At 65.2% G+C, this 24,380-nt stretch carries 26 protein-coding genes and 1 riboswitch; of the genes, 14 read left to right on the top strand and 12 right to left on the bottom strand.

Annotated features, from left to right (window positions below):
* Positions 1-108 precede the first annotated feature (108 nt).
* From hrcA to A3E1_RS0118370, 8 genes are all read left to right on the top strand, one after another.
* A complete protein-coding gene (gene hrcA / locus A3E1_RS0118405) occupies positions 109-1,122 on the top strand; it encodes a heat-inducible transcriptional repressor HrcA (protein ID WP_020522270.1) in 1,014 nt (337 codons plus the stop codon).
* Between the two features lie 62 nt (positions 1,123-1,184).
* Positions 1,185-2,315, top strand: coding sequence for a molecular chaperone DnaJ (gene dnaJ / locus A3E1_RS0118400; protein WP_020522269.1), 1,131 nt, complete (start codon positions 1,185-1,187; stop codon positions 2,313-2,315).
* Positions 2,315-3,037 (top strand): 16S rRNA (uracil(1498)-N(3))-methyltransferase, encoded by a 723-nt coding sequence (locus A3E1_RS0118395; protein ID WP_020522268.1) that lies wholly within the window; start codon positions 2,315-2,317, stop codon positions 3,035-3,037. Before dnaJ ends, A3E1_RS0118395 begins: the two co-directional genes overlap by 1 nt.
* 10 nt (positions 3,038-3,047) lie before the next feature.
* Positions 3,048-3,386, top strand: coding sequence for a histidine triad nucleotide-binding protein (locus A3E1_RS0118390; RefSeq protein ID WP_020522267.1), 339 nt, complete (start codon positions 3,048-3,050; stop codon positions 3,384-3,386).
* A gap of 61 nt (positions 3,387-3,447) precedes the next feature.
* Positions 3,448-4,467, top strand: a complete 1,020-nt coding sequence (locus A3E1_RS0118385; protein ID WP_020522266.1) for a PhoH family protein — start codon at positions 3,448-3,450, stop codon at positions 4,465-4,467.
* Between the two features lie 12 nt (positions 4,468-4,479).
* The gene (ybeY, locus tag A3E1_RS0118380) at positions 4,480-4,998 is read left to right on the top strand and encodes an rRNA maturation RNase YbeY (RefSeq protein ID WP_020522265.1); all 519 of its coding nucleotides are present in this window, start codon (positions 4,480-4,482) and stop codon (positions 4,996-4,998) included.
* Positions 4,995-6,302: a hemolysin family protein gene (locus A3E1_RS0118375; protein ID WP_020522264.1), complete on the top strand. Its 1,308-nt coding sequence runs from the start codon at positions 4,995-4,997 to the stop codon at positions 6,300-6,302. The genes ybeY and A3E1_RS0118375 overlap by 4 nt, the downstream gene beginning before the upstream one ends.
* Positions 6,295-6,594, top strand: a complete 300-nt coding sequence (locus A3E1_RS0118370) for a hypothetical protein (RefSeq protein ID WP_020522263.1) — start codon at positions 6,295-6,297, stop codon at positions 6,592-6,594. The genes A3E1_RS0118375 and A3E1_RS0118370 overlap by 8 nt, the downstream gene beginning before the upstream one ends.
* Here the strand turns inward: A3E1_RS0118370 and A3E1_RS0118365 are convergent.
* The 5 genes from A3E1_RS0118365 to A3E1_RS0118340 all read right to left on the bottom strand — a co-directional run bounded on the left by A3E1_RS0118365 (position 6,548) and on the right by A3E1_RS0118340 (position 11,553).
* Positions 6,548-7,774, bottom strand: a complete 1,227-nt coding sequence (locus A3E1_RS0118365; RefSeq protein ID WP_026208567.1) for a hypothetical protein — start codon at positions 7,772-7,774, stop codon at positions 6,548-6,550. The genes A3E1_RS0118370 and A3E1_RS0118365 overlap by 47 nt on opposite strands.
* The gene (locus tag A3E1_RS0118360; RefSeq protein ID WP_020522262.1) at positions 7,755-8,219 is read right to left on the bottom strand and encodes an RNA polymerase sigma factor; all 465 of its coding nucleotides are present in this window, start codon (positions 8,217-8,219) and stop codon (positions 7,755-7,757) included. Before A3E1_RS0118360 ends, A3E1_RS0118365 begins: the two co-directional genes overlap by 20 nt.
* Before the next feature lie 5 nt (positions 8,220-8,224).
* Positions 8,225-9,025 (bottom strand): sugar phosphate isomerase/epimerase family protein, encoded by an 801-nt coding sequence (locus A3E1_RS0118355; protein ID WP_020522261.1) that lies wholly within the window; start codon positions 9,023-9,025, stop codon positions 8,225-8,227.
* Between the two features lie 369 nt (positions 9,026-9,394).
* The gene (locus tag A3E1_RS40865) at positions 9,395-10,408 is read right to left on the bottom strand and encodes a dihydrodipicolinate synthase family protein (RefSeq protein WP_020522259.1); all 1,014 of its coding nucleotides are present in this window, start codon (positions 10,406-10,408) and stop codon (positions 9,395-9,397) included.
* Positions 10,405-11,553 (bottom strand): Gfo/Idh/MocA family protein, encoded by a 1,149-nt coding sequence (locus A3E1_RS0118340; protein WP_020522258.1) that lies wholly within the window; start codon positions 11,551-11,553, stop codon positions 10,405-10,407. The genes A3E1_RS40865 and A3E1_RS0118340 overlap by 4 nt, the downstream gene beginning before the upstream one ends.
* Positions 11,554-11,602: 49 nt before the next feature.
* Here A3E1_RS0118340 and A3E1_RS0118335 point away from each other — a divergent pair, with 49 nt between their 5' ends.
* From A3E1_RS0118335 to A3E1_RS0118325, 3 genes are all read left to right on the top strand, one after another.
* Complete coding sequence (locus A3E1_RS0118335; RefSeq protein ID WP_020522257.1) at positions 11,603-12,580, top strand: LacI family DNA-binding transcriptional regulator; 978 nt, start codon at positions 11,603-11,605, stop codon at positions 12,578-12,580.
* A 988-nt stretch (positions 12,581-13,568) separates the two neighbouring features.
* Positions 13,569-13,934 (top strand): ArsR/SmtB family transcription factor, encoded by a 366-nt coding sequence (locus tag A3E1_RS0118330; protein ID WP_020522256.1) that lies wholly within the window; start codon positions 13,569-13,571, stop codon positions 13,932-13,934.
* Entirely contained in the window at positions 13,900-14,358 is a 459-nt protein-coding gene (locus tag A3E1_RS0118325; RefSeq protein ID WP_020522255.1) for an SRPBCC family protein, read from the top strand. The genes A3E1_RS0118330 and A3E1_RS0118325 overlap by 35 nt, the downstream gene beginning before the upstream one ends.
* On the opposite strand, the gene A3E1_RS0118320 is transcribed toward A3E1_RS0118325, so the two are convergent.
* Together A3E1_RS0118320 and A3E1_RS0118315 are read right to left on the bottom strand one after the other, a co-directional pair.
* Entirely contained in the window at positions 14,342-15,616 is a 1,275-nt protein-coding gene (locus tag A3E1_RS0118320; RefSeq protein WP_020522254.1) for an FAD-dependent oxidoreductase, read from the bottom strand. The genes A3E1_RS0118325 and A3E1_RS0118320 overlap by 17 nt on opposite strands.
* Before the next feature lie 57 nt (positions 15,617-15,673).
* On the bottom strand, positions 15,674-16,501 hold the full coding sequence (locus tag A3E1_RS0118315) for a phosphoribosylaminoimidazolesuccinocarboxamide synthase (RefSeq protein WP_020522253.1): 828 nt from the start codon (positions 16,499-16,501) through the stop codon (positions 15,674-15,676).
* Between the two features lie 18 nt (positions 16,502-16,519).
* On the opposite strand from A3E1_RS0118315, the gene era reads away from it, so the two are divergent.
* Genes era through A3E1_RS0118300 form a run of 3 tightly spaced genes read left to right on the top strand, consistent with a single transcriptional unit; the run spans position 16,520 to position 18,941 of the window.
* Positions 16,520-17,416 carry a GTPase Era gene (gene era, locus A3E1_RS0118310; protein ID WP_020522252.1) on the top strand — a complete coding sequence of 299 codons (897 nt, stop codon included), beginning with the start codon at positions 16,520-16,522 and terminating at the stop codon, positions 17,414-17,416.
* Complete coding sequence (recO, locus tag A3E1_RS0118305; protein ID WP_051105063.1) at positions 17,374-18,168, top strand: DNA repair protein RecO; 795 nt, start codon at positions 17,374-17,376, stop codon at positions 18,166-18,168. Before era ends, recO begins: the two co-directional genes overlap by 43 nt.
* The gene (locus tag A3E1_RS0118300) at positions 18,165-18,941 is read left to right on the top strand and encodes an isoprenyl transferase (protein ID WP_026208566.1); all 777 of its coding nucleotides are present in this window, start codon (positions 18,165-18,167) and stop codon (positions 18,939-18,941) included. Before recO ends, A3E1_RS0118300 begins: the two co-directional genes overlap by 4 nt.
* 218 nt (positions 18,942-19,159) lie before the next feature.
* Here the strand turns inward: A3E1_RS0118300 and A3E1_RS0118295 are convergent, their stop codons facing one another.
* The 5 genes from A3E1_RS0118295 to A3E1_RS0118275 all read right to left on the bottom strand — a co-directional run bounded on the left by A3E1_RS0118295 (position 19,160) and on the right by A3E1_RS0118275 (position 24,217).
* Positions 19,160-20,515: a DUF222 domain-containing protein gene (locus A3E1_RS0118295; RefSeq protein WP_083929542.1), complete on the bottom strand. Its 1,356-nt coding sequence runs from the start codon at positions 20,513-20,515 to the stop codon at positions 19,160-19,162.
* A gap of 18 nt (positions 20,516-20,533) precedes the next feature.
* Positions 20,534-21,361 carry a prolipoprotein diacylglyceryl transferase gene (gene lgt, locus A3E1_RS0118290; protein ID WP_020522249.1) on the bottom strand — a complete coding sequence of 276 codons (828 nt, stop codon included), beginning with the start codon at positions 21,359-21,361 and terminating at the stop codon, positions 20,534-20,536.
* 117 nt (positions 21,362-21,478) lie between these two features.
* The gene (locus tag A3E1_RS0118285) at positions 21,479-22,201 is read right to left on the bottom strand and encodes an energy-coupling factor transporter transmembrane component T family protein (protein WP_020522248.1); all 723 of its coding nucleotides are present in this window, start codon (positions 22,199-22,201) and stop codon (positions 21,479-21,481) included.
* Positions 22,202-22,292: 91 nt separating this feature from the next.
* Positions 22,293-23,636: an ABC transporter ATP-binding protein gene (locus A3E1_RS0118280; RefSeq protein ID WP_020522247.1), complete on the bottom strand. Its 1,344-nt coding sequence runs from the start codon at positions 23,634-23,636 to the stop codon at positions 22,293-22,295.
* Positions 23,633-24,217: an ECF transporter S component gene (locus A3E1_RS0118275; RefSeq protein ID WP_026208564.1), complete on the bottom strand. Its 585-nt coding sequence runs from the start codon at positions 24,215-24,217 to the stop codon at positions 23,633-23,635. The genes A3E1_RS0118280 and A3E1_RS0118275 overlap by 4 nt, the downstream gene beginning before the upstream one ends.
* A gap of 1 nt (position 24,218) precedes the next feature.
* Positions 24,219-24,360: riboswitch (TPP riboswitch) on the bottom strand.
* Positions 24,361-24,380 lie beyond the last annotated feature (20 nt).

The following is a 24,380-nucleotide window of genomic DNA, read 5'->3' as shown; positions in this document are numbered from 1 at the left end:
CAGGTCAGCCCGCTGGGCCGGGCAGAAAGGCCACCCGAGGGCTAACCGAAGTAAACTGGCACTCGCTACAGTCGAGTGCTAGCGGACTACGGTGATGGGAGGGCGTGCATGGCATTGGATGACCGCAAGCTAGATGTGCTGCGGGCCATAGTCGAAGACTATGTCGCCACTCAGGAACCCGTCGGCAGCAAAATGCTGGTGGAACGGCATTCCCTCGGGGTGTCTCCGGCCACAGTGCGCAACGACATGGCCGTGCTGGAGGAGGAGGGTTACATCCGCCAGCCGCACACCAGTGCGGGACGGGTGCCCACCGACCGTGGTTACCGGCTGTTCGTGGACAGACTGTCCAAAGTGAAGCCGCTCTCACCGGCTGAGCGCCGGGCGATCGAGCGGTTCCTCATTGGCGCCGTCGACCTTGACGATGTGGTGCACCGGGCGGTTCGCCTGCTCGCCCAGCTGACGCGCCAGGTCGCCGTCGTGCAGTACCCAAGTCTGAGCCGCAGCTCCGTGCGTCACCTGGAGCTGGTGCCGGTCTCGACGACCCGCTTGCTGTTGGTCATGATCACCGACACCGGCCGGGTGGAGCAGCGCGTGGTCGAGCTGCCCGAGCCGACCCCGGTGGAGGACATCGAAACCCTGACCCGGCACCTGAATGAGAAGCTCGTCGGTGCGAAGCTCGTCGATACCCCACCGCTGGTTCAGGCTCTGGCCGATCAGCTCGCGCAGCCAGCGATGAACGCGCTCGCCGTGGTGCTGCTGGAGACGCTCGTGGAGCGGCACGAAGAGCGGATCGCGCTCGCCGGGACAGCCAACCTGACTCGTTATAACGGCCTCGACCTGGCCGGCTCACTGCGCCCGATCCTTGAAGCGCTTGAGGAAGAGGTCATCCTGCTCAAGCTCTTCGATGAGGTGAAGGCAGGCAGTGCGCTCGTGCGCATTGGCGATGAGAATGAATACGCTGACCTGCGCACCACTTCGGTCGTCAGCACCGGTTACGGTCCTGGCAGCACCGTGGTGGGTGGGCTCGGCGTGCTCGGCCCCACCCGCATGGACTACCCCGGCACCATCGCGACGGTACGGGCGGTCGCCCGTTACGTCGGCGACCTCCTGACACAGCATTAACCTCGACGAACGGCCCGGCGGCTCGCTGGCGGGATTCTCGTGCGGAGACGAAAAGGACAAACGTGGCCAAGGATTACTACGGCATTCTGGGCGTGCCCAGGGATGCCACTGCTGACGACATCAAGCGGGCTTACCGCAAGCTGGCGCGCCAGTATCACCCCGACGTCAACGACGACCCCGGTGCCGCGGAGAAGTTCAAGGACATCAATAACGCCTACGAGGTCCTGTCGGACGACCAGAAGCGGCAGATGGTGGATCTGGGCGGCGATCCGCTCGGCCCAGGCGGCGGTGGCATGGGTGGGCCTGGTGGACCGGGCGGCCCGTTCGTCGGGTTCCAGGACATCATGGACGCCTTCTTCGGTGGTGCGCAGGCTCGCGGCCCGCGCCCGAGGACGCGTCCCGGTGCTGACGCGATTCTGCGTCTCGACCTGGATCTCGTGGAGACGTCCTTCGGCGTGGAAGCGCCGATCACCGTTGACACCGCTGTGCTGTGCACCACGTGCACCGGCGCCGGGACAGCGCCGGGAACGCACCCGCAGACCTGTGACACCTGTGGCGGCCGTGGCGAGGTCCAGTCGGTGCAGCGCACGTTCCTGGGCCAAGTGGTCTCGTCGCGGCCCTGTGGGGCGTGCGCGGGCTATGGCACGGTCATCCCGCACCCTTGCTCCACGTGTGGCGGCGACGGCCGGGTCCGCACCCGCCGCAGCCTGACCGTGAAGATCCCGGCCGGGGTCGAAGATGGCATGCGCATTCGCCTGGCCGGTCAGGGTGAGGTCGGCCCGGGTGGGGGTCCGTCAGGGGACCTATACGTCGAGATCCACGAACGGGCGCACGATGTGTACGCACGTAAGGGCGATGACCTGCACTGCAAAGTCACGGTCCCGATGACGGCGGCCGCTTTGGGCACGCGCTTGACCATCAAGACGCTCGACTCCGAGGAGCAGCTCGAAGTCAAGTCGGGCACGCAGCCGGGGTCCACTTTGCGCATTCGCGGCAAGGGCGTTCCGCACCTGCGGGGCCAGGGCCGGGGGGATCTGTTCGTGCACCTCGACGTGCGCACGCCGACCAGGCTTGACGCCGCTCAGGAGCAGGTCCTGCGCGAGTTCGCCCGCCAGCGTGGGGAAGAGGTCGCTGAACTGTCCAAACAGGGCGGTTTCTTCTCCCGGATGCGGGACGCCTTCAACGGTCACTGATGTCACTGCCGCTCTTTCTCGTTGATCAGCTGCCCGCCGGGGAACACTTCGAACTCGGCGGGCCGGAAGGCCGTCACGCCGCGGCCGTTCAGCGTCTGCAACCCGGCGAGGAACTGCTGCTTAGCGACGGGCAAGGGGCCTTCGCCACCGCGCGTGTCCAGGCCGCCGGCAAGTCCAGCCTGTCGCTCCTCCTAACCCATCGGGGGTACTCCGAGAGCCCGTCGCCAAGACTCGTCGTCGCCCAGGGCTTGCCCAAAGGCGACCGGGGCGAGCTAGCGGTTCAGGCGATGACCGAGACGGGCGTTGACGCGATCATCCCGTGGGCGGCTCAGCGTTCGGTCACGCAATGGCGCGGTGACCGTGGCGACAAGGCGCGCGAGAAGTGGGCGTCGACCGCTCGTGAAGCGGCCAAGCAGTCGAGGCGTTACCGAGTACCCCCTATTAGTGATCTTCAAAGCACGAAGCAGTTAGCGGCGTCGCTGGATGGACCCGCGTTTGTCCTGCATGAAGACGCCAAAGAGCGCCTGAGCACGATCGGCCTGCCCGAGGCTGAGGTCATCACGCTGATCATCGGCCCGGAAGGTGGCATCGACGACAGTGAGATCGCCGCCTTCGCGGCACGCGGAGCGATCCCGGTGAAGCTCGGCGACACGGTCCTGCGCACCTCCACCGCCGGCGTCGCCGCGCTCTCGGTTCTGAGCACCCGCCTGGGCCGTTGGTAGATTGAACCCCGTGACCGACTGCCTGTTTTGCCGGATCGTGGCGGGCGAGATTCCCGCGACCGTGGTCTACGAAACGCCTGCGACGCTAGCGTTTCGCGACATCAGTCCAAAAGCGCCGGTGCATGTGCTCGTTATCCCCAAGCAGCACCATGCCGATGTGGCGGCGCTCGGGGCGGCTGACCCGGCCCTGGCGGGCGAGGTGCTCGCCAGCGTGGCGGCGGTCGCCGAGAAGGAAGGCCTGCTCGAAGGCGGCTTCCGGGTGGTGTTCAACACGGGTTCAGCTGTGGGCCAGACAGTGTTCCACGCACACGCTCACGTATTAGGCGGGCGCACATACGGGGACTTGTGACTACCATAGGAGTCACACTTCGAGACAGAGAGCAGGTGGCGGTAGGCCGGCTGGCCGCTTTATGAGCGCTGCTACACAAACCAAGATCACGGTTGCAGACCCACGCGTCATGGTCCAGCTCCTTGGCACCGGGGACAAGGTCCTCCGGCTCATCGAGAAAGCTGTGCCCAGCGACATTATGGTGCGGGGCAACGAAATCACGATCAGCGGAGCGCCTGCCGACAACGCCCTTGCGGAGCGGCTCTTTGGCGAGCTGCTGGAGCTCATTGAGAAAGGCGAGACACTGACCGAAGACGCCGTCCGGCGCACGGTGGACATGCTTACCCAGGGGACCGCCGAGCGCCCGGCTGAAGTGCTTACCCTCAACATTCTCTCCCGTCGCGGGCGCACCATCCGTCCCAAGACTCTCGGGCAGAAGAAATACGTCGATGCGATCGATGCCAATACGATCGTGTTCGGCATTGGCCCCGCCGGAACGGGCAAGACCTATCTGGCGATGGCCAAGGCCGTGCAGGCGCTGCAAGCCAAGCAGATCAACCGGATCATCCTGACGCGGCCAGCGGTCGAGGCGGGGGAGCGGCTCGGGTTCCTTCCGGGCACGCTCAACGAGAAGATTGATCCTTATCTGCGGCCGCTCTATGACGCGCTACACGACATGATCGACCCCGACTCGATCCCGCGCCTGATGACGCAGGGAACGATCGAGGTCGCCCCACTGGCCTACATGCGTGGCCGCACGCTCAACGATGCGTTCATCATCCTCGATGAAGCGCAGAACACGACGCCGGAACAGATGAAGATGTTCCTGACGCGGCTCGGGTTCAACTCGAAGATCGTGGTCACCGGTGACGTGACGCAGGTCGACCTTCCAGGAGGCACGCGCAGCGGTCTTCGCGTGGTGCAGGAGATCCTGCACGACGTCGAAGATGTCCACTTCTCTAGACTCACCAGCGCGGACGTGGTCCGGCACCGGCTTGTCGGTGAGATCGTGGATGCTTACGAAAAGTGGGACGCGGCGCAGGAGGAACCCGCTTCGGCGGTCCACGCCATGCCAGCCCGTCGCCCGGGCCGGCGAAGGTAACGGCAGGGGCACATGTCAATCGAGATCGCTAACGAGTCCGGTGCGGATGTGGACGCCGACGCGATCGTCGCCGTCGCCCGGCACACCCTGGCTCAGATGGGCGTCAATCCGCTCGTCGAGCTTTCCGTGCTGCTGGTCGATTCGGCCTACATGGCGGAACTCAACCATCTGTGGATGGGCAAGGACGGCCCGACGGACGTCCTTGCCTTCCCCATGGATGAGAGCAGCATCGATCACGGGCCGGCCGAACCAGCCGCCGCGCCAACGCTTTTGGGCGACATCGTGCTCTGCCCAGAGGTGGCTGAGGCGCAGGCGGCGAAGTATGGCAGCCCTGACCCTCGCATGCGGCTCGATGGTGCTGAAATAATCAAGCCAGTCGATAGCAACTACAACGCGGCTGATGAGATGACGATGCTGACCATCCATGGAGTGCTGCACTTGCTCGGCTATGACCATGCCGAGCCGGAGGAGGAGCGGGAGATGTTCTCCCTGCAGGGCAAGCTGCTGGAAAGCTGGCAGGCGCGACGGTGAGCGGGGATTTAGGCGGGCTGCCAGATGCCACATTGATTGGCGCGGCAGCGGTACTGGTCGTCTTCGCCGGCGTCTTCGCGATGACCGAGGCCGCGCTCGGAGCGGTGTCTCCTGCCCGCGCGGCCGAAATGGCGCGCGAGGGCAAGCGTGGAGCCGCTGCGCTGCAAGCGGTTTCTGGTGAGGCCGTCAAGCACATCAACTTGCTTTTGTTGCTGCGGTTGCTCTTTGAGCTGACCGCCACCACCCTGGTCGCGCTCGTCGCGGTAGAAACGTTCCGGGGTTCGGCGTGGAAGGCCGCGATCGTGACGGCCGCCGCGATGACAGTCGTGAGCTATGTCGTCGTTGGGGTGGCGCCCCGCACGATCGGGCGTCAGCACGCCTACAAGGTCGGCCGTGCAACCGCGCCGGTGCTGCGCGGGCTCGGCCGCATCCTCAACCCGCTGGCTAATCTGCTCATCAAAATCGGTAACGCGGTGACCCCGGGCCGGGGTTTCCGTGAAGGTCCTTTCGCGACTCAGGTGGAGCTGCGCGAGCTGGTCGACCTGGCCGAGCAGCGAGGCGTCGTGGAGCACGGCGAGCGCGAGATGATCCATTCCGTGTTCGCTCTCGGCAACACGATCGCCCGCGAAGTCATGGTGCCCCGCACCGAGATGGTCTGGATCGAGGCTTCCAAGAACGCGGAGCAGGCGCTGGCTTTGGCGTTGCGCTCAGGGTTCTCACGCATCCCAGTCGTCGGTGAGTCCATTGACGACGTTGAGGGCGTGGTCTACCTCAAGGACATCGCGCGCCGCGTTCAGGAAGGCACCGCCGCCCGCACTCAGGTCAGCATCCTCAAGCGGGAAGCCGTTTTCGTGCCCGAGTCCAAGCCGGTCGACGATCTGCTCTCCGAGATGCAGGCCGCCCGCACGCACATCGCCATCGTCATCGACGAATATGGCGGCACGGCGGGTCTGATCACGATCGAAGACATCCTTGAGGAGATCGTCGGTGAGATCACTGACGAATACGACGTGGAAAGGCCACCGATCGAGCGCATCGATGAGGAGCACGTGCGGGTTTCGGCGCGGCTGCCCATCGAAGACCTCGGTGACGTGTTCGATGTCGAGTTGCCCGCCGACGAAGTCGAAACCGTGGGCGGTTTGCTCGCGCAGGCGCTCGGCAGAGTACCCATTCCTGGGTCTTCCGCGGCTGTCGGCGGTCTGACCCTGGTTGCCGAAGGCACAACAGGGCGCCGCAATCACATTGATACAGTTCTGGTTCACCGCACCGCTCCCGATCAGGAAAGGCACCTGGCCGATGTCTGACCTCTCAGCTGAGGACGCCAAGCTCGTGACGCTCGCCAAGTCGGCCCGCGCCCGGGTCGGTGCGGCCGAAGGCGCGGCGGTGCGCGATGGCGATGGGCGCAGCTACACGGGCGTGACGATCAGCCGCCCCTCATACACGATCACCGCGTTACAGCTCGCCGTGGCCAACGCCGTGGCCGCTGGTGCGTCCACTTTGGAGGCCGCGGTGGTCATCACCGCGGCCGGCGATGTCGATCAGGCTCCGGTCACTGACTTGACGCCCGCGGCGCCCGTGCTCGTCGTGCCAGTCTGAGCCCCAGCCACGTCAGCAGCGCGAGCACCAGCCCGGCTGAGATCAGCTGGAGCCAGGTGTTGAGCGGCCCACGGTCGGTGAACCATCCCGCTGGGCGGACCTGAACTATGGGCAACATGGCATAGGCGAACTGCATCTGGCCCATGTGGAAGTTGTCGAACGGGCCTGAGTTGAACCGGCTGATGACCCGCGAGACCCCTGTGTCCACATCGGATTCGATGAGACCCCCGCCGCTCGTCAGCACTTTCCGCTCACTGATCCACGCCGCCCCTTGCGGACCGCCAATGCCAAGTGGCGCAGGCACGGGCGCTCCGGTGCCGGTCGCGTCGGCGAAGGACAGGCCCTGACCGTCTTGCCAGGTGATAAGCAACTTTCCGTCTGGGGACCACGACGATCCGTTGAGCAGCAGCTGGGTTCCGGTGCCCAGCTTGCGTCTTTCGTTGCCGAACAGGTCGATCACGAGTAGCTCGTTGCCGTTTTGGACTGCTAGTTCGGTGCCGTCAGGCGAAAAAGCCGCCATCGAAACGTCTAAGTAGCTGAGCTGGGTGACCTGTCCCGTGTCGACGTCGAAGAGCATGAGTGGGCCGCCGTCGTGCTGCCAGCCCTGCCAAACACCAGCGAGGTAACGGAAGTTGGGCGACCAGGCGACCGGCATGAACGGGCGCGGCGTCTCGAAGAGCTTCGTTTGCCCGGTCACCAGGTCCACCATGGACAGTCCCGTGAGTGGAATGCGGGAGCCGACAGCGACGCGGTCGCCGGCCGGTGACAGCAAAGCTGGGCCAGAGTTGTTTTCCGCGACGTCCACGCGACGATAGCGATCCGTGAAAGCGCTCAGCACCAGGGTTTGCGGGTAGTCAAAGAGCTCACACCCGCAGCCTTGGTGGTAGTACGCGATCACGGGACCGGGCGGCGACTCGGAGACACTCGCGGTCAGGTAGGAGTAGGCGGCGAACTGATCCGGAAACGCCCACGTCTGACCGGTGCCGCCATCAGAGGCAGCCTCCAGCAGCACGCGGTCGGGCCGCACCACGACAATGAACAGCACCGCGAACACCGCTAGCGCGGCCGCCACCGGCACGAGCCGGTGCCTGCGCGGTGGTGGCGTGACGAAGGCAGGGCGTTGCGGCACCTCGATCGCCACGATATAGGCACGGACCCGCTCAATCGTTCGGTCGGTCATCGAGGTCCTCCCTCAGCATGATCAGGGCGCGGTGCAGAATCGACTTCACCGTGCCGGGCCGGCACCCGAGTGCCTCAGCGATGTCTGCTTCGGACATATCGAGGTAGAAACGTAGAAACACCGCCGCCCGGTAACGCGGCTTGAGTTTCAGCAGCGCCTTCCGGACAGCGGTGTCATCCGCGTTTGGTGGATCGTGGTGCGCGTTGACGATGCCCCGCGCCAGGTAGCGCCTCGCCACGGTGACGCGGCGCAGCCACGAGATCGAACGGTTGGCCACGGCCCGCCGCAGCCACGCCTCGGGCGTCGTCACGGAGGCCATATGCCGGTACAGCTCAGCGAACACGTCCTGGACGATGTCCTCGGCTACACCGAGGTCTCCGGTCGTGACATAGGCAAAGCGCACCAAGGGGTCGTACTGCGTCGCGTACGCCTCCGCAAAGGTCACAGTCTCTAGTCGTCTAGCCCCGTCACTAGGTTCCATCGGTTTCGCACAGTAGCGATCGTCTCGGCCGCCGGGGTGTCCCAGACAACTTGGTTGAATATCTCGACCTCGGTGAATCCGGTGTAGCCAGCTGCTTTGACGAGGCTCGTGAGGTAGGGAAAGTCGATGTGACCGTCGCCCACGTGACCTCGGCCCAGCAGCATGTCAGCGGGCAGCGGGACGACCCAGTCACAGACCTGATAACTCGCGATCCGCTCGCCTGCCCGTGCGATCTGCTTTTCCAGCTCGGGGTCCCACCAGACGTGGTACGTGTCGACGACGACGCCCACTTCACTTGGTGTGAACAGCTCCGCGATGTCGAGCGCTTGGCCGAGCGTGCTGACCACGGCCCGGTCCGCGCAGAACATCGGATGCAACGGCTCGATGGCGAGCCTGACGTTGCGCTCGCGGGCGAAAGGCACCAGCTGCTCGATGCTGTCCCTGACATTCTGCCGGGCCTTGCCCAGATCCTTTGAGCCGTAGGGCATTCCGCCCACGACGAGGATCAGCTCTTTCGCGTCCAATGTGGACGCCTCGTCGATCGCCTTCTTCGTGTCCTCGATGCCGAGGTGGAAGAACCCACCCCGGCACAAACTCGTGACCGTCAGCCCATGCGCGTCAAGCAGCTTCTTGGCCTCAGCGGCACCGCCAGCCTGCTCCACCACATCGCGCCACGGCCCGATGCCTTCGATCCCGTTGTCAGCACACAACTTCGCCGCCTCAGCCAGGCTGGCTTTCTTGACAGTCGCCGTGTTCAGCGAAAGCTTCATAACCTTTCCTTTCCGATGTCCCGGCGTCGGCTGCGGAGCAGCTTCGGCGCCGCACGATAAGGCAGCGCGCGAAGCGCCGGTTTCTGGTCCAGACCGTCCCTCCCGCGAGGACGTCAAGCTCCGCGCATCCCGGGCTCAGCCCACGTGGGGTCCGCGCGTCTTGGGCTCAGCCCGCGCCGGTTCGTGCATCACGGGCTCAGCCCGCGCCGGTTCGTACATCACGGGCTCAGCCGCCGCCGGGTCCGCGCGAAGCTCCGCCATTCGACTCCGCGCGGCCCGGGCTTCATCATGATCCACATCCCTATCTGAGATCCACATCCGCTGGGACGTGATCGAACAGCCTGTTGATCACGTCTGGCGGGATGTGGATCAGGAGGGGAAGGCTGTGGTGAGGCGGGCGGCGGCGAACTCCGGGTCGGCGATGACGCCTGCTTCGAGAGCCAGCTCGTAGAGCTTCTTCAGGTGCTCAGGTGAGCGGGCCGTTTCGAGACCACCGACCATGCGGAAGTGCTCCTGGTGACCGTTGAGCCAAGCCAGGAAGACGATGCCGGTCTTGTAGTTGAACGTTGGCGTCTCGAAGATGTGACGTGCCAACGGGACCGTGGGATCGAGGAGCGCTCGGAAGCCATCGACATCGCCTGCGTTCAGCAACTTGAGCGCCGCCGCGGCTGGCACCGCGATCGCGTCGAAGATGCCGAGCAGAGCGTGTGAACCTGACGCGATCAGCGACGGGTAGTTGAAGTCGTCGCCCGTGTAGAGCCGGACACCCTCGGGAAGCTTTGCCCGCAGGGCGATTTCCCGGTCAGCGTCCAAAAGCGACACCTTGATGCCGTCAACCTTCGCCGCGTTCGCGTGCATCAGCTCAAGGACCGTGTCGGCTGCTTCGTCCAAATCGGACGATCCCCAGTAGCCGGCGAGCTGAGGGTCGAACATGTCACCCAGCCAGTGCAGGATCACGGGTTTGTCCGACCGGGCGAGCATCCGGCTGTAGAGCGCGAGGTAGTCCGCTTTGGTGGCGACCTTGGCCAGGGCTCGCGACGCCATGAGGATGACGTTGGCGCCCGCTGCCTGAACCACTTCCAGCTGCTCGGAGTAGGCCGACTCGATCGCGGTTAAGTCGTGTGTTCCGGCGGGCAATTGGTCAGTACCCACACCGCAGGCAAGAAGGCCCCCAACGGATCTGGCTTCGGCCCCGGATAGCTTGATGAGCTGCTGGGTCGCGTCCCACGATAGGCCCATGCCGCGTTGCGCGGTGTCCATGGCATCGGCGATCCCGAGTCCCAGTGACCACAGGTGATGGCGGAAGCGAAGGGTCGCGTCCCAGTCGATGTCCGTGTCCGACGTCGCGACCACGTGCGCGGCGGCGTAGAAGGTGCGGCTCATGCGAGGTCCTCAACCTGGAACCGGACGCCCTCCTTGGCTGAGCGCAGCCCCAGCTCGGCGAGCTGAACACCCTTGGCGCCGGCGAGCAAGTCGTGCTCATAAGGCATTCCGGTCACGACAGCGTTGAGGTACTCCTCCCACTGCGCCTTGAAACCGTTGTCGTACACGTCATTTTCGGGAACCTCGGTCCACTGCGAGCGGAAGTCGTGCGTGACAGGCAGATCAGGGTTCCACACCGGTTTGGGTGTCGTGTTGCGGTGCTGAACGCGGCAGCCGCGCAGACCGGCCACGGCACTTCCGTTGGTGCCGTTGACGTGGAAGGTAACCAGCTCGGTGCGGTCGACACGGGTCGTCCAGGTGGTGTTGACCTGTGCGATGATGCCGCCCTCAAGCTCGAACACGCCGTAGGCCGCGTCGTCAGCCGTTGCGGCATAAGGCTTTCCGGCCTCGTCCCAGCGCTGCGGGATGTGGGTCGTGGCGTGCGCGTAGACGGACTTCACCGGCGCGATGACGTGATCGAGCACGTAACGCCAGTGCGGGAACATGTCGAGGATGACGCCGCCGCCGTCTTCGGCGCGGTAGTTCCAGCTCGGGCGCTGAGCGGGCTGCCAGTCGCCCTCGAAGACCCAATATCCAAAGTCGACGCGTACGTCGAGGATGCGCCCGAAGAAGCCAGAGTCCACGAGACGCTTGAGCTTGCGCAGGCCCGGCAAGTACAGCTTGTCGGCCACGACACCGTGTGTCTTACCGCTCGCCACGCCGAGGCGGTGCAGCTCAAGCGCTTCGCCGAGCGTTTCCGCCGTGGGCTTCTCCGTGTAGGTGTGCTTGCCTGCCGCGATCGCCTTCTTTAGCGCGGCGACCCGGGCCGTGGTCACCTGCGCGTCGAAGTAGATCTCGTTGCTCTCGTCGGCAAGCGCCGCGTCGAGGTCGGTGGTGAACCGGGTCAGCCCGTGCTGGGCGGCCAGTTGCTCGAGCTTCGCCGCGTTGCGGCCGACGAGCACCGGCTCGGGCCAGATAACGGTTCCGTCGGCGAGGGCGAGCCCGCCCTGCTCCCGAATCGCAAGGATGGACCGCACCAGGTGCTGGCGGTAGCCCATCCGTCCGGTCACCCCGTTCATGATGATGCCGATCGACTTGCGGTCCATATGCTCACTCCTCGTGGATGGAAAGCGCTTTCCGGCGTACCCTACGCACATGCCACGTGCCACGTCAACCGGTCCGACCTTGCAGCAAGTCGCCACCCTCGCCGGGGTATCCCTCGCGACGGCGTCCCGAGTGCTGCACGGCAGCGGCGGGCGCACGCCAGCGCCCGGCCTAGCGGAGCGGGTGGCCGCGGCGGCCGCTGAGTTGCGCTACGTCCCGCACGCTCCCGCGCAGTCGCTTGCCCGCTCACGCAGCACCGTCGTCGGGTTGCTCGTGCACGACATCGCTGACCCCTACTTCGCCGCCATCGCGACCGGCGCCATGGGCGTCGCCCGCGACCACGACCTGATGGTGCTGGTGGCCAACACGTTCCGCGACCCGGCTCTGGAACGCGACTACCTCGCCCGCCTGCGTGCCCAGCGCGCCCGTGCCGTGCTGCTCGCCGGTTCCGCGTTCGAGGACTTCTCGCTGTCGGCTGAACTCACCGCTTTTGTCGACTCCGGCGGACGGGTCGTGGCCATCGGCCCGCACGGCGACTTCGACACCGTCGAGCCAGCCAACTTTGACGGCGGTGCGCTGGCCGCCGCGCACCTGAAGTCGTTGGGGCACAAGCGAGTTGGCGTCATCACCGGACCGTCCACTTTGGCGACCGTCTCGGCCCGACTCGCGGGTTTCAAGTCTGTGCTGATGCCAGTGTCTGTTGTGGAGGCTGACTTCACCCGCGCGGGCGGCCATTCTTCACTGTCAGCCATAGGTGACGTGACGGCCGTGTTCGCGCTCAACGACCTCATGGCGGTCGGTGCCCTGGCGGCACTCCGCGAAGCAGGCCGCACCGACGTCTCCGTCGTCGGTTTCGACGACCTGCCCGTTGCCGTGGACGTCACTCCGTCGCTGTCGACCGTGCGCCTTGACCTGTCCCAAATGGGAGCCGACGCCATGCGTCTCGTGCTCGACGATCAGCCCCCCGGCCGGACCGTCCCAGCACCAGCCACCTTCATCCCCCGCGCCAGCACCTTCCCCCCACACTGACCTCCGTCTGGCCGGCTTCCCTGCGTTTCCGCGTTTCCGCGTTTCCGCGCTTCCTGCACTTCGCGCTTCCTGCACTTCGCGCTTCCTGCACTTCGCGCTTCCTGCACTTCGCGCTTCCTGCACTTCGCGCTTCCTGCACTTCGTGCTTCCTGCACTTCGTGCTTCCTGCACTTCGTGCCCCTTGCGCTCCCGACCTTCCCGTGCTTCGCGCTTCAAGCCTCCCGCGATTCGCGCGACCTACCAGCGCCCACTTCCTGCGTTTCCAAGCTTCCGCGGCCCTTCGTGCTTTCCGGCATATGCGTCGACGCGCCTCGGCGAGTCCAAATGGGATGCCGATCTTGACAGCTGATCCACATCCACAAAAGGGTGATCCACAGGCCGGGTTGATCACCCTTTTTCGGGGCTGTGGATCACGCTTGAAGATCACCGCTTTACCCAACCGAGATCCACATCCCACCAGACGTGATCCAATGCCCTGTTGATCACGTCCCTAAGGCTGTGGATCTCACTTTCGGCTGTGGATCATGCCTAGGTAGCCCAAGTCGCCGACGACACATCTCGGCCGCCGCCTACTTGGCCCCGATCCTTCGTCGCAAATGGACGGCCGCCTCCGGAGGCGGCCGTGGTTGCGGCGCGGAAAGAGGGCGGGCAAAGGTGGGTGTGGGTAGGGCTGTCACCGCAAGTGGCGACAAGGGCGGCGAAGGGCAAAGCGGCGGGGTAAAGGCGGAAGCGGCGACAAGGGCGGGCGAGGGCAAAGCGCCGCGGGTGGGGGGCAAAGGCAGGGCAAAGACGGCGGGGGTAAAGGCGGGAGGGGTAGCCGGGGTGTGGGAGGCCGGGATGCGCGGAGGTGGCGGCCTCGCGGGAGGGGCGGTCTGGACCGGCGCGGGCGTCGGACATAGATTTTGTATTTAACCAAGGGGTTGACAACACCAATGCCCCGGGCTTTACTTAACTCATCGGTTGATAAACCGAAAGGTTGAATACAGAGATGACAGGAGATCCGCTCAGCGAAGTCTTTGGCGCGCTGGCTGATCCGACGCGGCGGGCGATTTTGGCCCGGCTCGCGGAGGGGGAGGCCACAGTCAATGAGCTGGCCGAGCCGTTTCCGGTAAGCCTTCAGGCGATCTCTAAGCACCTGAAGGTGCTGGAGCGTGCCGGGCTGATCACCAGGGGCCGTGACGCGCAGTGGCGTCCGTGCAGGCTTGAACCTGAGCCGTTGCGGGAAGTGGCCACTTGGGCAGAGCAATACCGCAGGTATTGGGAAGGTCGTTACGACCAGCTGGATGAGTATCTCCAGCGGCTACAGAAGGAGAAAAGCGATGGGCAGCAAGGTGAAGATTCTCAACGACCTTGAGATTCAGATGTCCCGGATCTTTGACGCGCCAAGGGAACTCGTGTTCGAGGCGCATACGAAGCCGGAACACGTGAAGAACTGGTGGGGCCGCGGCAATCCGCTTGACGTGGAGATGGACTTCCGGGTCGGCGGCAAGTATCGCTTCGTGGAGCACGCTGACGGTGAGGCGTATGGGTTCCGCGGCGAATACAAGGAGATCGACGCGCCGGACAAGCTGGTCTACACGTTTGAGTGGGAGGGTATGCCGGGGCACATCTCCACCGACACGCTTGTGTTCACGGAACAGGACGGCAAGACACTGCTCACCGCCACGACCCGCTTCTCCAACATCGAGGATCGTGACGGCATGCTGGCTTCCGGCATGGAGGACGGCGCGGAGCAGTCGCACCAGGCACTCGACGCCTATCTCAAGACGATTTCTTGAAAAGCGTCTTGGCCACGATGGAGGGCCGGAACAAGGCTGACGGCGGGAGCATCAGATGCTGGACGTAGGAAAACACCCGCCGCACCTCATAATCGGACTGTGCCGCCCGCTGAATTCGGGCGGCGTAGCCGTTTAGGAGGCTGATTCCGGCGGGCTTGGGTCCTGTCGTCTCGGGGAAGTTGAAGTCACCGCCCACGGCGAAACGCCACGGCGCCTTCAGAATGTTGCTGACCCGCTGATAGAACTCGCGCGGATTCAACGGCCCGCGATCGAGCAACTGTCCTAACGCGACAGCCTCCAGTGAGGCCGCTGTCATGCCCTGGCCGTAGATGGGGTTGAAGCTGCACACCGCGTCACCCATGGCCACGTAACCGTTGGGCAGCTCTTTGAGCTTTTCGAAATACCGGCGCCGGCTTGACGGGAACGTGCTGAACGCGACTCCGCTGACAGGCTGCTGACTCGAGAGCATCGCGCCGATTCCCTTGTACGGCAAGCTGTGCGCGAACGTGCGGAACTCGGCATCCGTGCGCGGAAAGTCGCCGTGCCAGCCGCCAACCGTTAGCAGCCAACGGTCGCCGTCGACGGGCAGAAGTGCTCCGGAACGCTTTTCGCCCGGAGGGGTTGGCAGAACGAACATTCCCTTGCCCTCCGGCAGGAACGCGTCCCTGTGCAGGAACTGGCTCGCGTAGCCAACATTAATCTTGACCTCAGCCACCTCTGGCGCGGGGAAGCCGAGCTCTTCGAGCCAGCGGTCCGAGCGGCTGCCTCGTCCGCTCGCGTCCACGACCAGATCGGCGTCAATGTGCTCAGCGTCGGTGCGCACACCGGTGACGCCATGCTTGCCGCCCAACAGTCCGCCCACGGCGGTGTTGTCCTTGATGGTGACGTTGGCCGACAAACGCTGGCGCAGCACGGCTTCCAGGAGCGGCCGGCTAAACGACATGAGATCGATGCCTAGTTCCTGCCGTGGCCACAGCCCGCCGTAACGATGAACCCCCAGATCCACACCCGGATCGAATGGAACGGCGCCAGCAGCCGTCATGTCATTGACGAGACCAGGGAACAACTCATCGAGCGCCCGCTGCCCGGCCGCCAGAAGAATATGCAAATGCTTTCCCTGGGGTACGCCGCGGCGCGCACTGTGGTCGGAAGGAAGTGAGTCGCGGTCGAGGATGGTGACTTCGTCGAAGCGGCTGGACAACGCTTGCGCGGCGGTCAGTCCGGCGATGGACGCTCCAATGACGACAGCGTGAGTCATGTCCCCGACACTACTGCGGCTATCGATGCCGCCGCAGCAATGAGTGACGCATTCCCCTTAGCTCCAGCTAGTGCCGGTTAGGCGCTCGTAGATGTCGATGTATAGCTGGCGGGTTTCTTCCACGAGGTCGTCGGGCACTTCCGGCCCGGGAGCGGTCTTGTCCCAGCCTGTGCTGACGGCCCAATCGCGCAACGGTTGTTTGTCGAAGCTGGGCTGGATCTGCCCCTCGTGCCACGTGTCCAGCGGCCAGAAGCGTGACGAGTCGGGGGTGAGCACTTCATCCCCGAGCGTCAGCGTCCCGTCGGCGGTGAAGCCCAGCTCGATTTTCGTGTCAGCGATGATGATGCCGCGTTCCAGGGCGATGTCGCTGCCGCGCTGGAAAACGTCCAATGTGGTCACTCGAAGCTGTTCGGCCACTTCTGGGCCGACCTTGGCTTCCACTTCGTCAAACGTCATCGGCTGGTCGTGCTCGCCCATGGGAGCCTTGGTCGACGGCGTGAAGATGGGTGTCTCCAAGCGGGACGCTTCGGTGAGTCCCGGTGGCAGCACGACTCCGCTGACTGTGCCGTCGCGCAAGTAGTCCCGTAGCCCCGAGCCGGTTAGGTAACCGCGCGCCACGCACTCGACCGGCACCATCTGCAGCGGCTGGCAGCGGATCGCGCGGCCAGCGAACTCGGCCGGCACGTCGGTCGCGGAAATCACGTGGTTGGGCATCGGCAGCTGATCGAACCACCACAGCGACAGCTGAGTGAGGATCTTGCCCTTGTCCGGGATGGGCGTAGGCAAAATGACGTCGAAGACAGACACCCGGTCGCTGGCCACCAAGATCAGGTCGGTTCCGTCGCGGTATACGTCGCGGACCTTTCCCGAATGCATCAGTTCCACGCCGGGTAGCCTACTTAGGTGCCAGATGAGCAGCAGTACCGGGCCGGATTCGCCTGTTTCGTAGGCCGGCCCAACGCCGGGAAGTCGACGCTGACCAATGCGATCATTGGCCAGAAGATCGCGATCACGTCGAACAAGCCGCAGACCACGCGGCACGTCATTCGTGGCGTGCTGCACCGCCCCAACGCACAGCTTGTCCTCGTGGACACGCCTGGGCTGCACCGGCCCAAGACCCTGCTGGGAGAGCGGCTCAACGACCTCGTCCGGGCGACCTGGAGCGAGACCGACGTCATCGGCCTGTGCATCCCGGCCAACGAGGTCGTCGGCAAGGGCGACACTTTCATCGCCAGCGAGATCGCGGAGCTAAAAGCGAAACTGGTCGCGGTCGTGACCAAGACCGACCTGGTCTCCAAGAAGGACCTGACCGAGCAGCTCATGCGCGTCAGCGAGCTGACCGAGTTCGCCGACATCGTGCCGTGCAGCGCGGTCAACGGCGACCAGCTAGACGTGCTGACCGACGTTATGATCAGTCATCTGCCACCGTCACCTCAGCTGTACCCAGACAGCATGCTCACCGACGAGCCAGAGCACGTGCTCATCGCCGAGATGATCCGTGAAGCGGCGCTCGAAGGTGTCCGCGACGAGTTGCCACACTCGATCGCCGTGCTCGTCGAGGAGATCATCCCCTCGGAGGACGGGCGGCTCACCAAGGTTTACGCCGACATTTACGTCGAGCGTCAGTCCCAGAAGGCCATCGTCATCGGGGCTCAGGCGACACGCCTCAAGGAGATCGGCTCGACTTCACGTAAGCAGATCGAGGAACTGATTGGCACCAAGGTCTACCTCGACCTGCACGTGCGCGTAGCCAAAGAATGGCAACGCGATCCGAAGCAGTTGCGCAAACTAGGCTTCTAACCGTGCGCAAACCCCTTTACCGCGATCATGCCCTCGTGCTGCGGGTGCAGCGGCTCGGCGAAGCCGACCGCATCATCACCCTGCTAACGCGCGCGCATGGCCGGGTGCGCGCGGTGGCCAAGGGGGTACGCCGGACGACGTCGCGCTTTGGGGGCCGCCTCGAACCGTTCGGTCACATCGACGTTCAGTGCACGGAAGGGTCCTCTTTGGACACCGTGACACAGGTCGAGGGCATCGAACTGTTCGGGCGCAGGTTCATTGAGGACTACCCGCGTTACACGGCGGCCAGTGCGATCGTGGAGACGGCCGAGCGGCTGACGCCGATCGAACGCGAACCATCGCTGCGGCTCTATCTGCTGACCCTCGGTGCCCTGAACGCTCTGTCGCAAGGGGAGCGTCTGCCGACCCTCGTGCTCGACGCGTACTTCCTGCGCGCGATGGCCTACGCCGGCTGGGCCCCCGCGTTGCGTGACTGCGCCGTGTGCGCCGAGCCCGGACCGCACCGCTCCTTCTCCGTCCCGGCCGGCGGTCTCGTGTGCGTCAACTGCCGTCCGCCCGGTGCCGCCCACCCCACGCAGACCGCGATCGGGCTCATGAACGCGCTGCTCGAAGGCAATTGGGACGCTGTCGAGGGCGTGGATGTCAAAGTTCGCAACGAGTCCAGCGGGCTCGTCGCGGCACACCTGCAGTGGCACCTCGAGCGAGGGTTACGCTCACTGCCGTTAGTAGACCGACGGGAGACCACTTCATGAAACCGCCCACGCCACACCCCTCCGGCGTACGCCCGCCTAAGCTGCCCTCGGGTGCACTGCCAAAGCACGTGGCGATCGTCATGGACGGCAACGGGCGCTGGGCGAAGGAACGCGGTCTCCCGCGCACAGAAGGTCACAAGAAGGGCGAGTATTCGCTCTTCGACACGATCGAAGGCGCCCTGGAGATCGGCATCCCGTTCCTGTCGGCATACGCCTTCTCTACCGAGAACTGGAAGCGCTCGCCCGAAGAAGTCCGCTTCCTCATGGGCTTCAACCGCGACGTCATCCGCCGCCGCCGCGACCAGCTCGTCGACCTTGGCGTCCGCGTCATCTGGTCTGGCCGCCGGGGCCGGCTGTGGAAGTCGGTCATCGACGAGCTCGAAACCGCGGAAGCTATGAGCCGCAAGAACTCTAAGCTCACGCTGCAATTCTGCGTCAACTACGGCGGTCAGGCCGAGATCGCCGACGCCGCCGCCGCGATCGCCTTTGACGTGGCCGCTGGACGTCTGCGCCCGGAGAAGGTGTCGGAGAAACTGTTCGCCAAATACCTTTACCACCCGGAAATCCCCGACGTAGACATGTTTCTGCGACCCTCCGGCGAGCAGCGCACGTCAAACTTCCTGCTGTGGCAAAGCGCCTACGCCGAACACGTTTACCTCGACACCCTCTGGCCAGACTTCGACCGCCGCCACCTCTGGTACGCCTGCGAGCTCTACGCCCAGCGCGACCGTCGTTTCGGCGGCGCCCTGCCGAACCCGGTCGCTCCGGTTTAAGACCAATATTTCCGGCGCCGCACCTGGTGGCGACCGTCCCTCCCGCGAGGACATCCAGGTCCGCGCGCCCCGGCCAGGAACCACGTTTCCTCGCCGCGCACCGGAAGTCACGCCCGCATCGCGGGCATGGCGGATCGTGCCGTGCTCATCAGCAGGAGTGCTTACCCACTGGGTCCTTCAACGGCGAATCTCGCTGGCCGGCCCGACCGGCGGAGTCGTTACGGTGGTTCCGGGCCCACGATGTAGATGCGGCCGAGAGGGCTGGTCCAGGTGAAGTGCCCAGGTCGGGTTTGGACGACGGTCCAGCCACCTTCATCCTTAGCCCGATGATGGTAATCGCAAAAGCGCGCATAGATTCGCGTGATGCGTCGGTCCGCCGTCGCTGTAGCGGATCGTGTGATCGATCTGGCAAGCGACCGCGGCCAGCGGCATCCGGGTGCCCGGCACGTCCTGTCCCGCAACCGAATCCACCGGGTCAGCGCCGCATTCGCCAACCGGTCACCCGCATTCTGTGAAGGCGCCCGCATGAGCCCATCGGCATTCGCCGACTCGACGGAACCGCTTGCCGCCGCAGACAGAGTCCCGGATGTGTTGGCACTGCTCATCCGGCCCCCGGGTGGGCTCGTCATGCTCTGATTCGCTGGGCTGGTTCCGGCCGGTGTGTGGGCTGGGCCGCGATTGGAGCGCCGAGTTAGCCGGGACGCATGGCGTGGTGGCGAGTTAGTGCGGGTGCTGGGGGAGCCCGTGGGTCGGGCGCGGGTAAGGCCTTGCTGGAGCAGTGTGCCGTTCGCATCGCGGATGGCGAATCGCCATTGGCCGCCGGGATGTGCTTGCGCCCACTGACGGGCGATGTCGGCAGCGACAGGACCGTAGGCGCCCAGCCGTCCGGGATTTTCGTCCAGCCCGGCTAGCGTTTCCAGGCTCACATCAAGATTGGCGATGCCGGAAGCGGCGCCGGCATGCTTGCCCTCCAAGAGTTCCAGGAACACATCGGCACGCACCTGCTCCAGTGGTGTCGTATCACCGGGAACCCGTCGTACCCTGGCGATCGCCCCCACACGCGAGAATGCCGCAGCTGCCCGCGTGGCGTCGAGGCCGAAGGCGGAGAGCATTGCCGTGCCATCGTCGGCAGCGTGCAACTGAACGCACCGCGCCGCCTCGGCCTGCTTGCGCCTGGCAGTCGTGAACGCGGGATCTGCCGCCAAAGCTCTGCGCCGCAACATGTCCCGCAGCTGTCCGGATGTCTTGCCGCCTGCTCTTGGCAACACTTCCGCAGCGACAAGCCTTGCGGCCGAAAGGTCCAAAGAGGACAGCACATCAGCGAAGACATGGGCGTGCCGCAGCCCGAGGTCCCCAGCGCACAGGGCCGCGAGCACCTCTGGCAGGCGGACACACAACTCGGCGGCCAGCCGCACTTCGTTTTCCGCCGAGAACCGGGATAGCGCCGTGGCCGCGGCGACTTCAAACGCGGCGAACTCCGGCACGGGGGTAGCCGTCGCGACTTCGTGAATCAGCCGAACAAGCTCACCTTGCGCACGGGCGACAGCACGGACCTGTTCTGCAAGCCGCTCCACCACCCCTTCGAATCCAATCTAGAGCGCCGGTCTGACATTCTCCGAAGCGGCCGACTCGGTTCGCCGTCCAAAGAGGAGGAACGCCACCGCGCCACTGAAGATGATGATTGACGTCCAGACGTTGAGGCGCAGGCCCAGGAGATGGTTGGCGTGGTCGACGCGCAGGGCTTCGATCCATACCCGGCCCAGGGTGTAGGTCACGATGCACAGGGCGAGCAGCCGCCCGTGCGCGAGGGAGAACCGTTTCTCGGCCCAGAGCAGCACGAAGAAACCGGCGACGCACCACAGTAGTTCGTAGAGGAACGTTGGGTGGTACAGAGCTATGTCCGCGCTGTCGGCAGGCCGGTGTGCCGGGTCGATGCGCAGCGCCCAGGGCAAAGTCGTTGGCGCTCCATAGAGTTCCTGGTTGAAGTAGTTGCCCAAGCGCCCGATCGCTTGCGCCAGGAGGAGACCAGGAGCCGCGGCGTCGGCGAAGGCTGGCAGTTTCACTCCGAGCTGGCGACAGCCGATCCACGCTCCAAGCGCGCCAAGCGCGATCGCACCCCAGATGCCCAGGCCACCGTCCCAGATGTACAGAGCCCTGATCGGCTGCCTTCCGGCGGCGAAATACAGTTCGGGGCTGGTGATGACGTGGTAAAGCCGCCCGCCAACGATCCCGAACGGCACCGCCCACATCGCGATATCGAGGACGTCATCGGCCCGTCCGCCACCAGCTGCCCACCGCCGCCGGGTGAGGATGACCGCGACGATGATCCCAGCGATGATGCACAGCGCATACGCGCGGATCGGAACCGGCCCCAAATGCCACACACCGCGAGCAGGGCTGGGAATGCTTGCCAAGATCATGAATCCTCCCGGGTCGGGATGAGCGCCGGTGTCACGATCTCAGCCCACGGTCGCGCTAGCAACCCGAGCAAGGCACCACCAAAGCAGACGACGTCGGGTGCAGATCTCCATTAGGCCCTAGCGGCGGGCGATCAGGAAAGTGGCGGCGCAGAGGGCGAGTGCGGCGAGCATGAGCAGGACGTCGGCGTAACCAAAGGGTGAGGGCCGGGCGATCGTGCGTTGGTGCCCGGCGTCAAAGCCACGGGCGTCCATCGCCACGGAGAGGCGGACCCCACGGCGGATAGCGCCAACGAGTAACGCGAAGGCGGTACTCAGGAAGGCGCGCCGCAATCCACGGGCCCGGCGAGCCGCCCGGATGGTGCCCCACTCGGAACGGAATAGTGACGTCAAACGGAACGCCGCGAGGGCTCCGATAGCGAACCGGGGCGAGACGCGGGCGTGCTGAATGAGGGAGTCCGCGAGGTCAGTCGGGTCGGTCGAGGCGAACACCAGCAGCGCGGGCAACGCCAAGGCCAAGAGCCGCAACGCAAGTGACGTCGAGTCGCGTAGCACCGAAGTAGTGACGAGAAACGGTCCAAAGTCGAGCAACGTGGTGCCGGTGCGGTTGGCTGAAAACAGCGACAGTGTCAGCACGATGCTCACGGCGGCAAGCAGGACCGGCCAGGCCTGGCGCAACAGTGCGCGCGGGCCGATGCCGAAAAGCGGTGCTAGAGCGACGGTTACCACAACGATGAAGCCCAGCGCCGCGATGTCGCGAACGGCTAGGGCCGCGACTGAGAGGATGGCGAGCGCCGCCACCTTCGCGATCGGCGCCCGCCGCGCCAGCACAGCGATCGTCATGCGACGCCACCAAGAGGCCGGACACGCCGAACCAGCCGCAGCCGAACGGCGCCTCGCGAGTGCCGGGCGACTTGGCGAACAACGGCCGTGGTCATGCGGAAGTCCTTGGGGGAAGGGTGATTTCGCGGTCGGCGAGGGTGTGGACGACGGCGGGATCGTGGGTGACGGTGACGAGGGCGTGGCCGTCGTCGCGTAGTGAGGCGAGCAACGACACCAGCTCAATCCAGGTCCGGCGGTCCTGGCCGAATGTGGGCTCGTCGAGCAGTAGCAGCGACGGCTTGGCGGCCAAAGCCGTTGCCACGCTTAGCCTGCGGGCCTCGCCGCCGGATAGGGTGAACGGGTTGGCTCGCGCGAGGTGGTCGAGGCGCAAGCGGGACAGCAGCTCGTCCACTCGCGGCGGTGGGGTGCCGCCGAGCGAAAGCTCGTGCTGCACAGACGAGGTCACGAACTGGTGCTCCGGGTTCTGGAACACAGACCCGATGCGAGACGCCAGAACCGAAGGCCGCCACCGGTGCGGGCGGTCGCCCCAGGCGGTGGAAACGAGACCGCTACCGGGTTTCAACAGCCCGCCCAGCATGAGCGCTAACGTGGACTTGCCCGAGCCGTTAGGGCCAGTGATAGCAACGGCTTCGCCGTGGCACACGGCTAGGTCGGGATAGGACAGATCCCGCACACCCAAGCCAGAGCAGGAAACCGCGACCGAACCCGGGCTGTGGATGGCTGCGTGTCTAGGCAACGGCTCACCTGGTACCCACACACCGCCGGAGGCAAGCTCGGCCCCGAGCGGACCGGAAAGTAGCGACGGTGGCCCATCCGCACGGACCCCGCCCGATGGGTCTAACACCACGACGCGCGTCATCAAGGGAAGCACGGGCTCGATGCGGTGCTCTACCAACACCACCGTGGCGCCGGAAGGCAACGCCGTCAGCGAGGAGATGACTTGCTGTGTCCCAACGGGATCCAGGTTGGCCGTCGGTTCGTCAAGCAGCAGCACGTCAGGACGCGACACCAGGGCACCAGCGAGCACCAGACGCTGTTGTTCGCCACCCGACAGCTCTGAGGTGGAACGCGATCGGTCATAGGGAAAGCCAACGGCGGCAAGCGTTTCGTCCACTCGCTGCCAAAGTGACGCGGGTGGCCAGCCCAGATTTTCCAGCCCGAACGCGACTTCGTCGCCAGCCCGGCTCATCACGAGCTGGCTCTGCGGGTCCTGAAAGACGATCCCCGCGCGTCCGTCGAGCTTCAGCGTCCCCTCGGACTCACCAGAATCCGAGGGGAGCAGCCCTGCGATCGCCTGCAGCAGCGTCGACTTGCCCGCACCGGACGGCCCCAGGAGCAGCACGCGTTCGCCGGCCTCAATCCGGAGGTCGACCCCGCGAACCGCCCAGGCCCGCCGTCCGGCGTGCCGCCAGCCGAAGCCGCTGAGCTGGATCACACCAGTTCGCGTGCCTTGGCGATGGGGAAGCGGTCGAGAACACCCGTGCGGGCAAGGGCTTGAGCGAGGAAGTAGGACCCGAGCCCGGCGATGATGGCTCCACTGCCGACCTGGAAGGCGCCGTAAGCCCACTGCCAGCCCGTGGTGTAGTCACCGATCGAGGTGAACAAGATGTCCATCGCGGTGGCGAATCCACCGGCGAGAGCGCCGCCGAGGAACGCCTGAGTCGCGTTGAAGCGGCGGTAACCGGTGGCCGCGAAGGCGAGTTCGCCCGCCGCGCCCTGAGCTACGCCGTACCAGAAGGTCAGCCAGCCCCAGCTGGAACCAAACAGCATGGAGACGATCGCGGCGACCGTCTCGGTGTAAAGCGCCGCACCGGGTTTGCGGATGATGAGCGGCGCCAGGATCGCCGGAATGAACCAGATGCCGTTCACGACCGCGCGGGCGGGCGGGAACGCGGCGAAGGCGGTCTCTAGCGGGCCATACCAGAGCAGGCCGAGGGCCCAGAAGATAACGCCGAAAACAACGGCCAGAGTGGAGGCGACAACGATGTCGATCGTGCGCCAGCGAGCCATAGTCATATGATCACTTCTCCAGACTTCCTGCGCTGGCATTACCCAGATCAGGTCCAAAGGGTCTGCGGCGGGTGCCGCACTCTCAGCTCTCGCTTCCGCCAGATGACAGTTTCGTCATCCGCGGAACCTCAGCTCCCCTGTCGTGGGCTAGAGACTACACCGGAGCGGC

It is taken from the genome of Catelliglobosispora koreensis DSM 44566, assembly GCF_000379685.1.
GTDB lineage: Bacteria > Actinomycetota > Actinomycetes > Mycobacteriales > Micromonosporaceae > Catelliglobosispora > Catelliglobosispora koreensis.
Note: the sequence above shows the minus strand (reverse complement) of the source record. Positions and strands in the feature narration are given on the sequence as shown.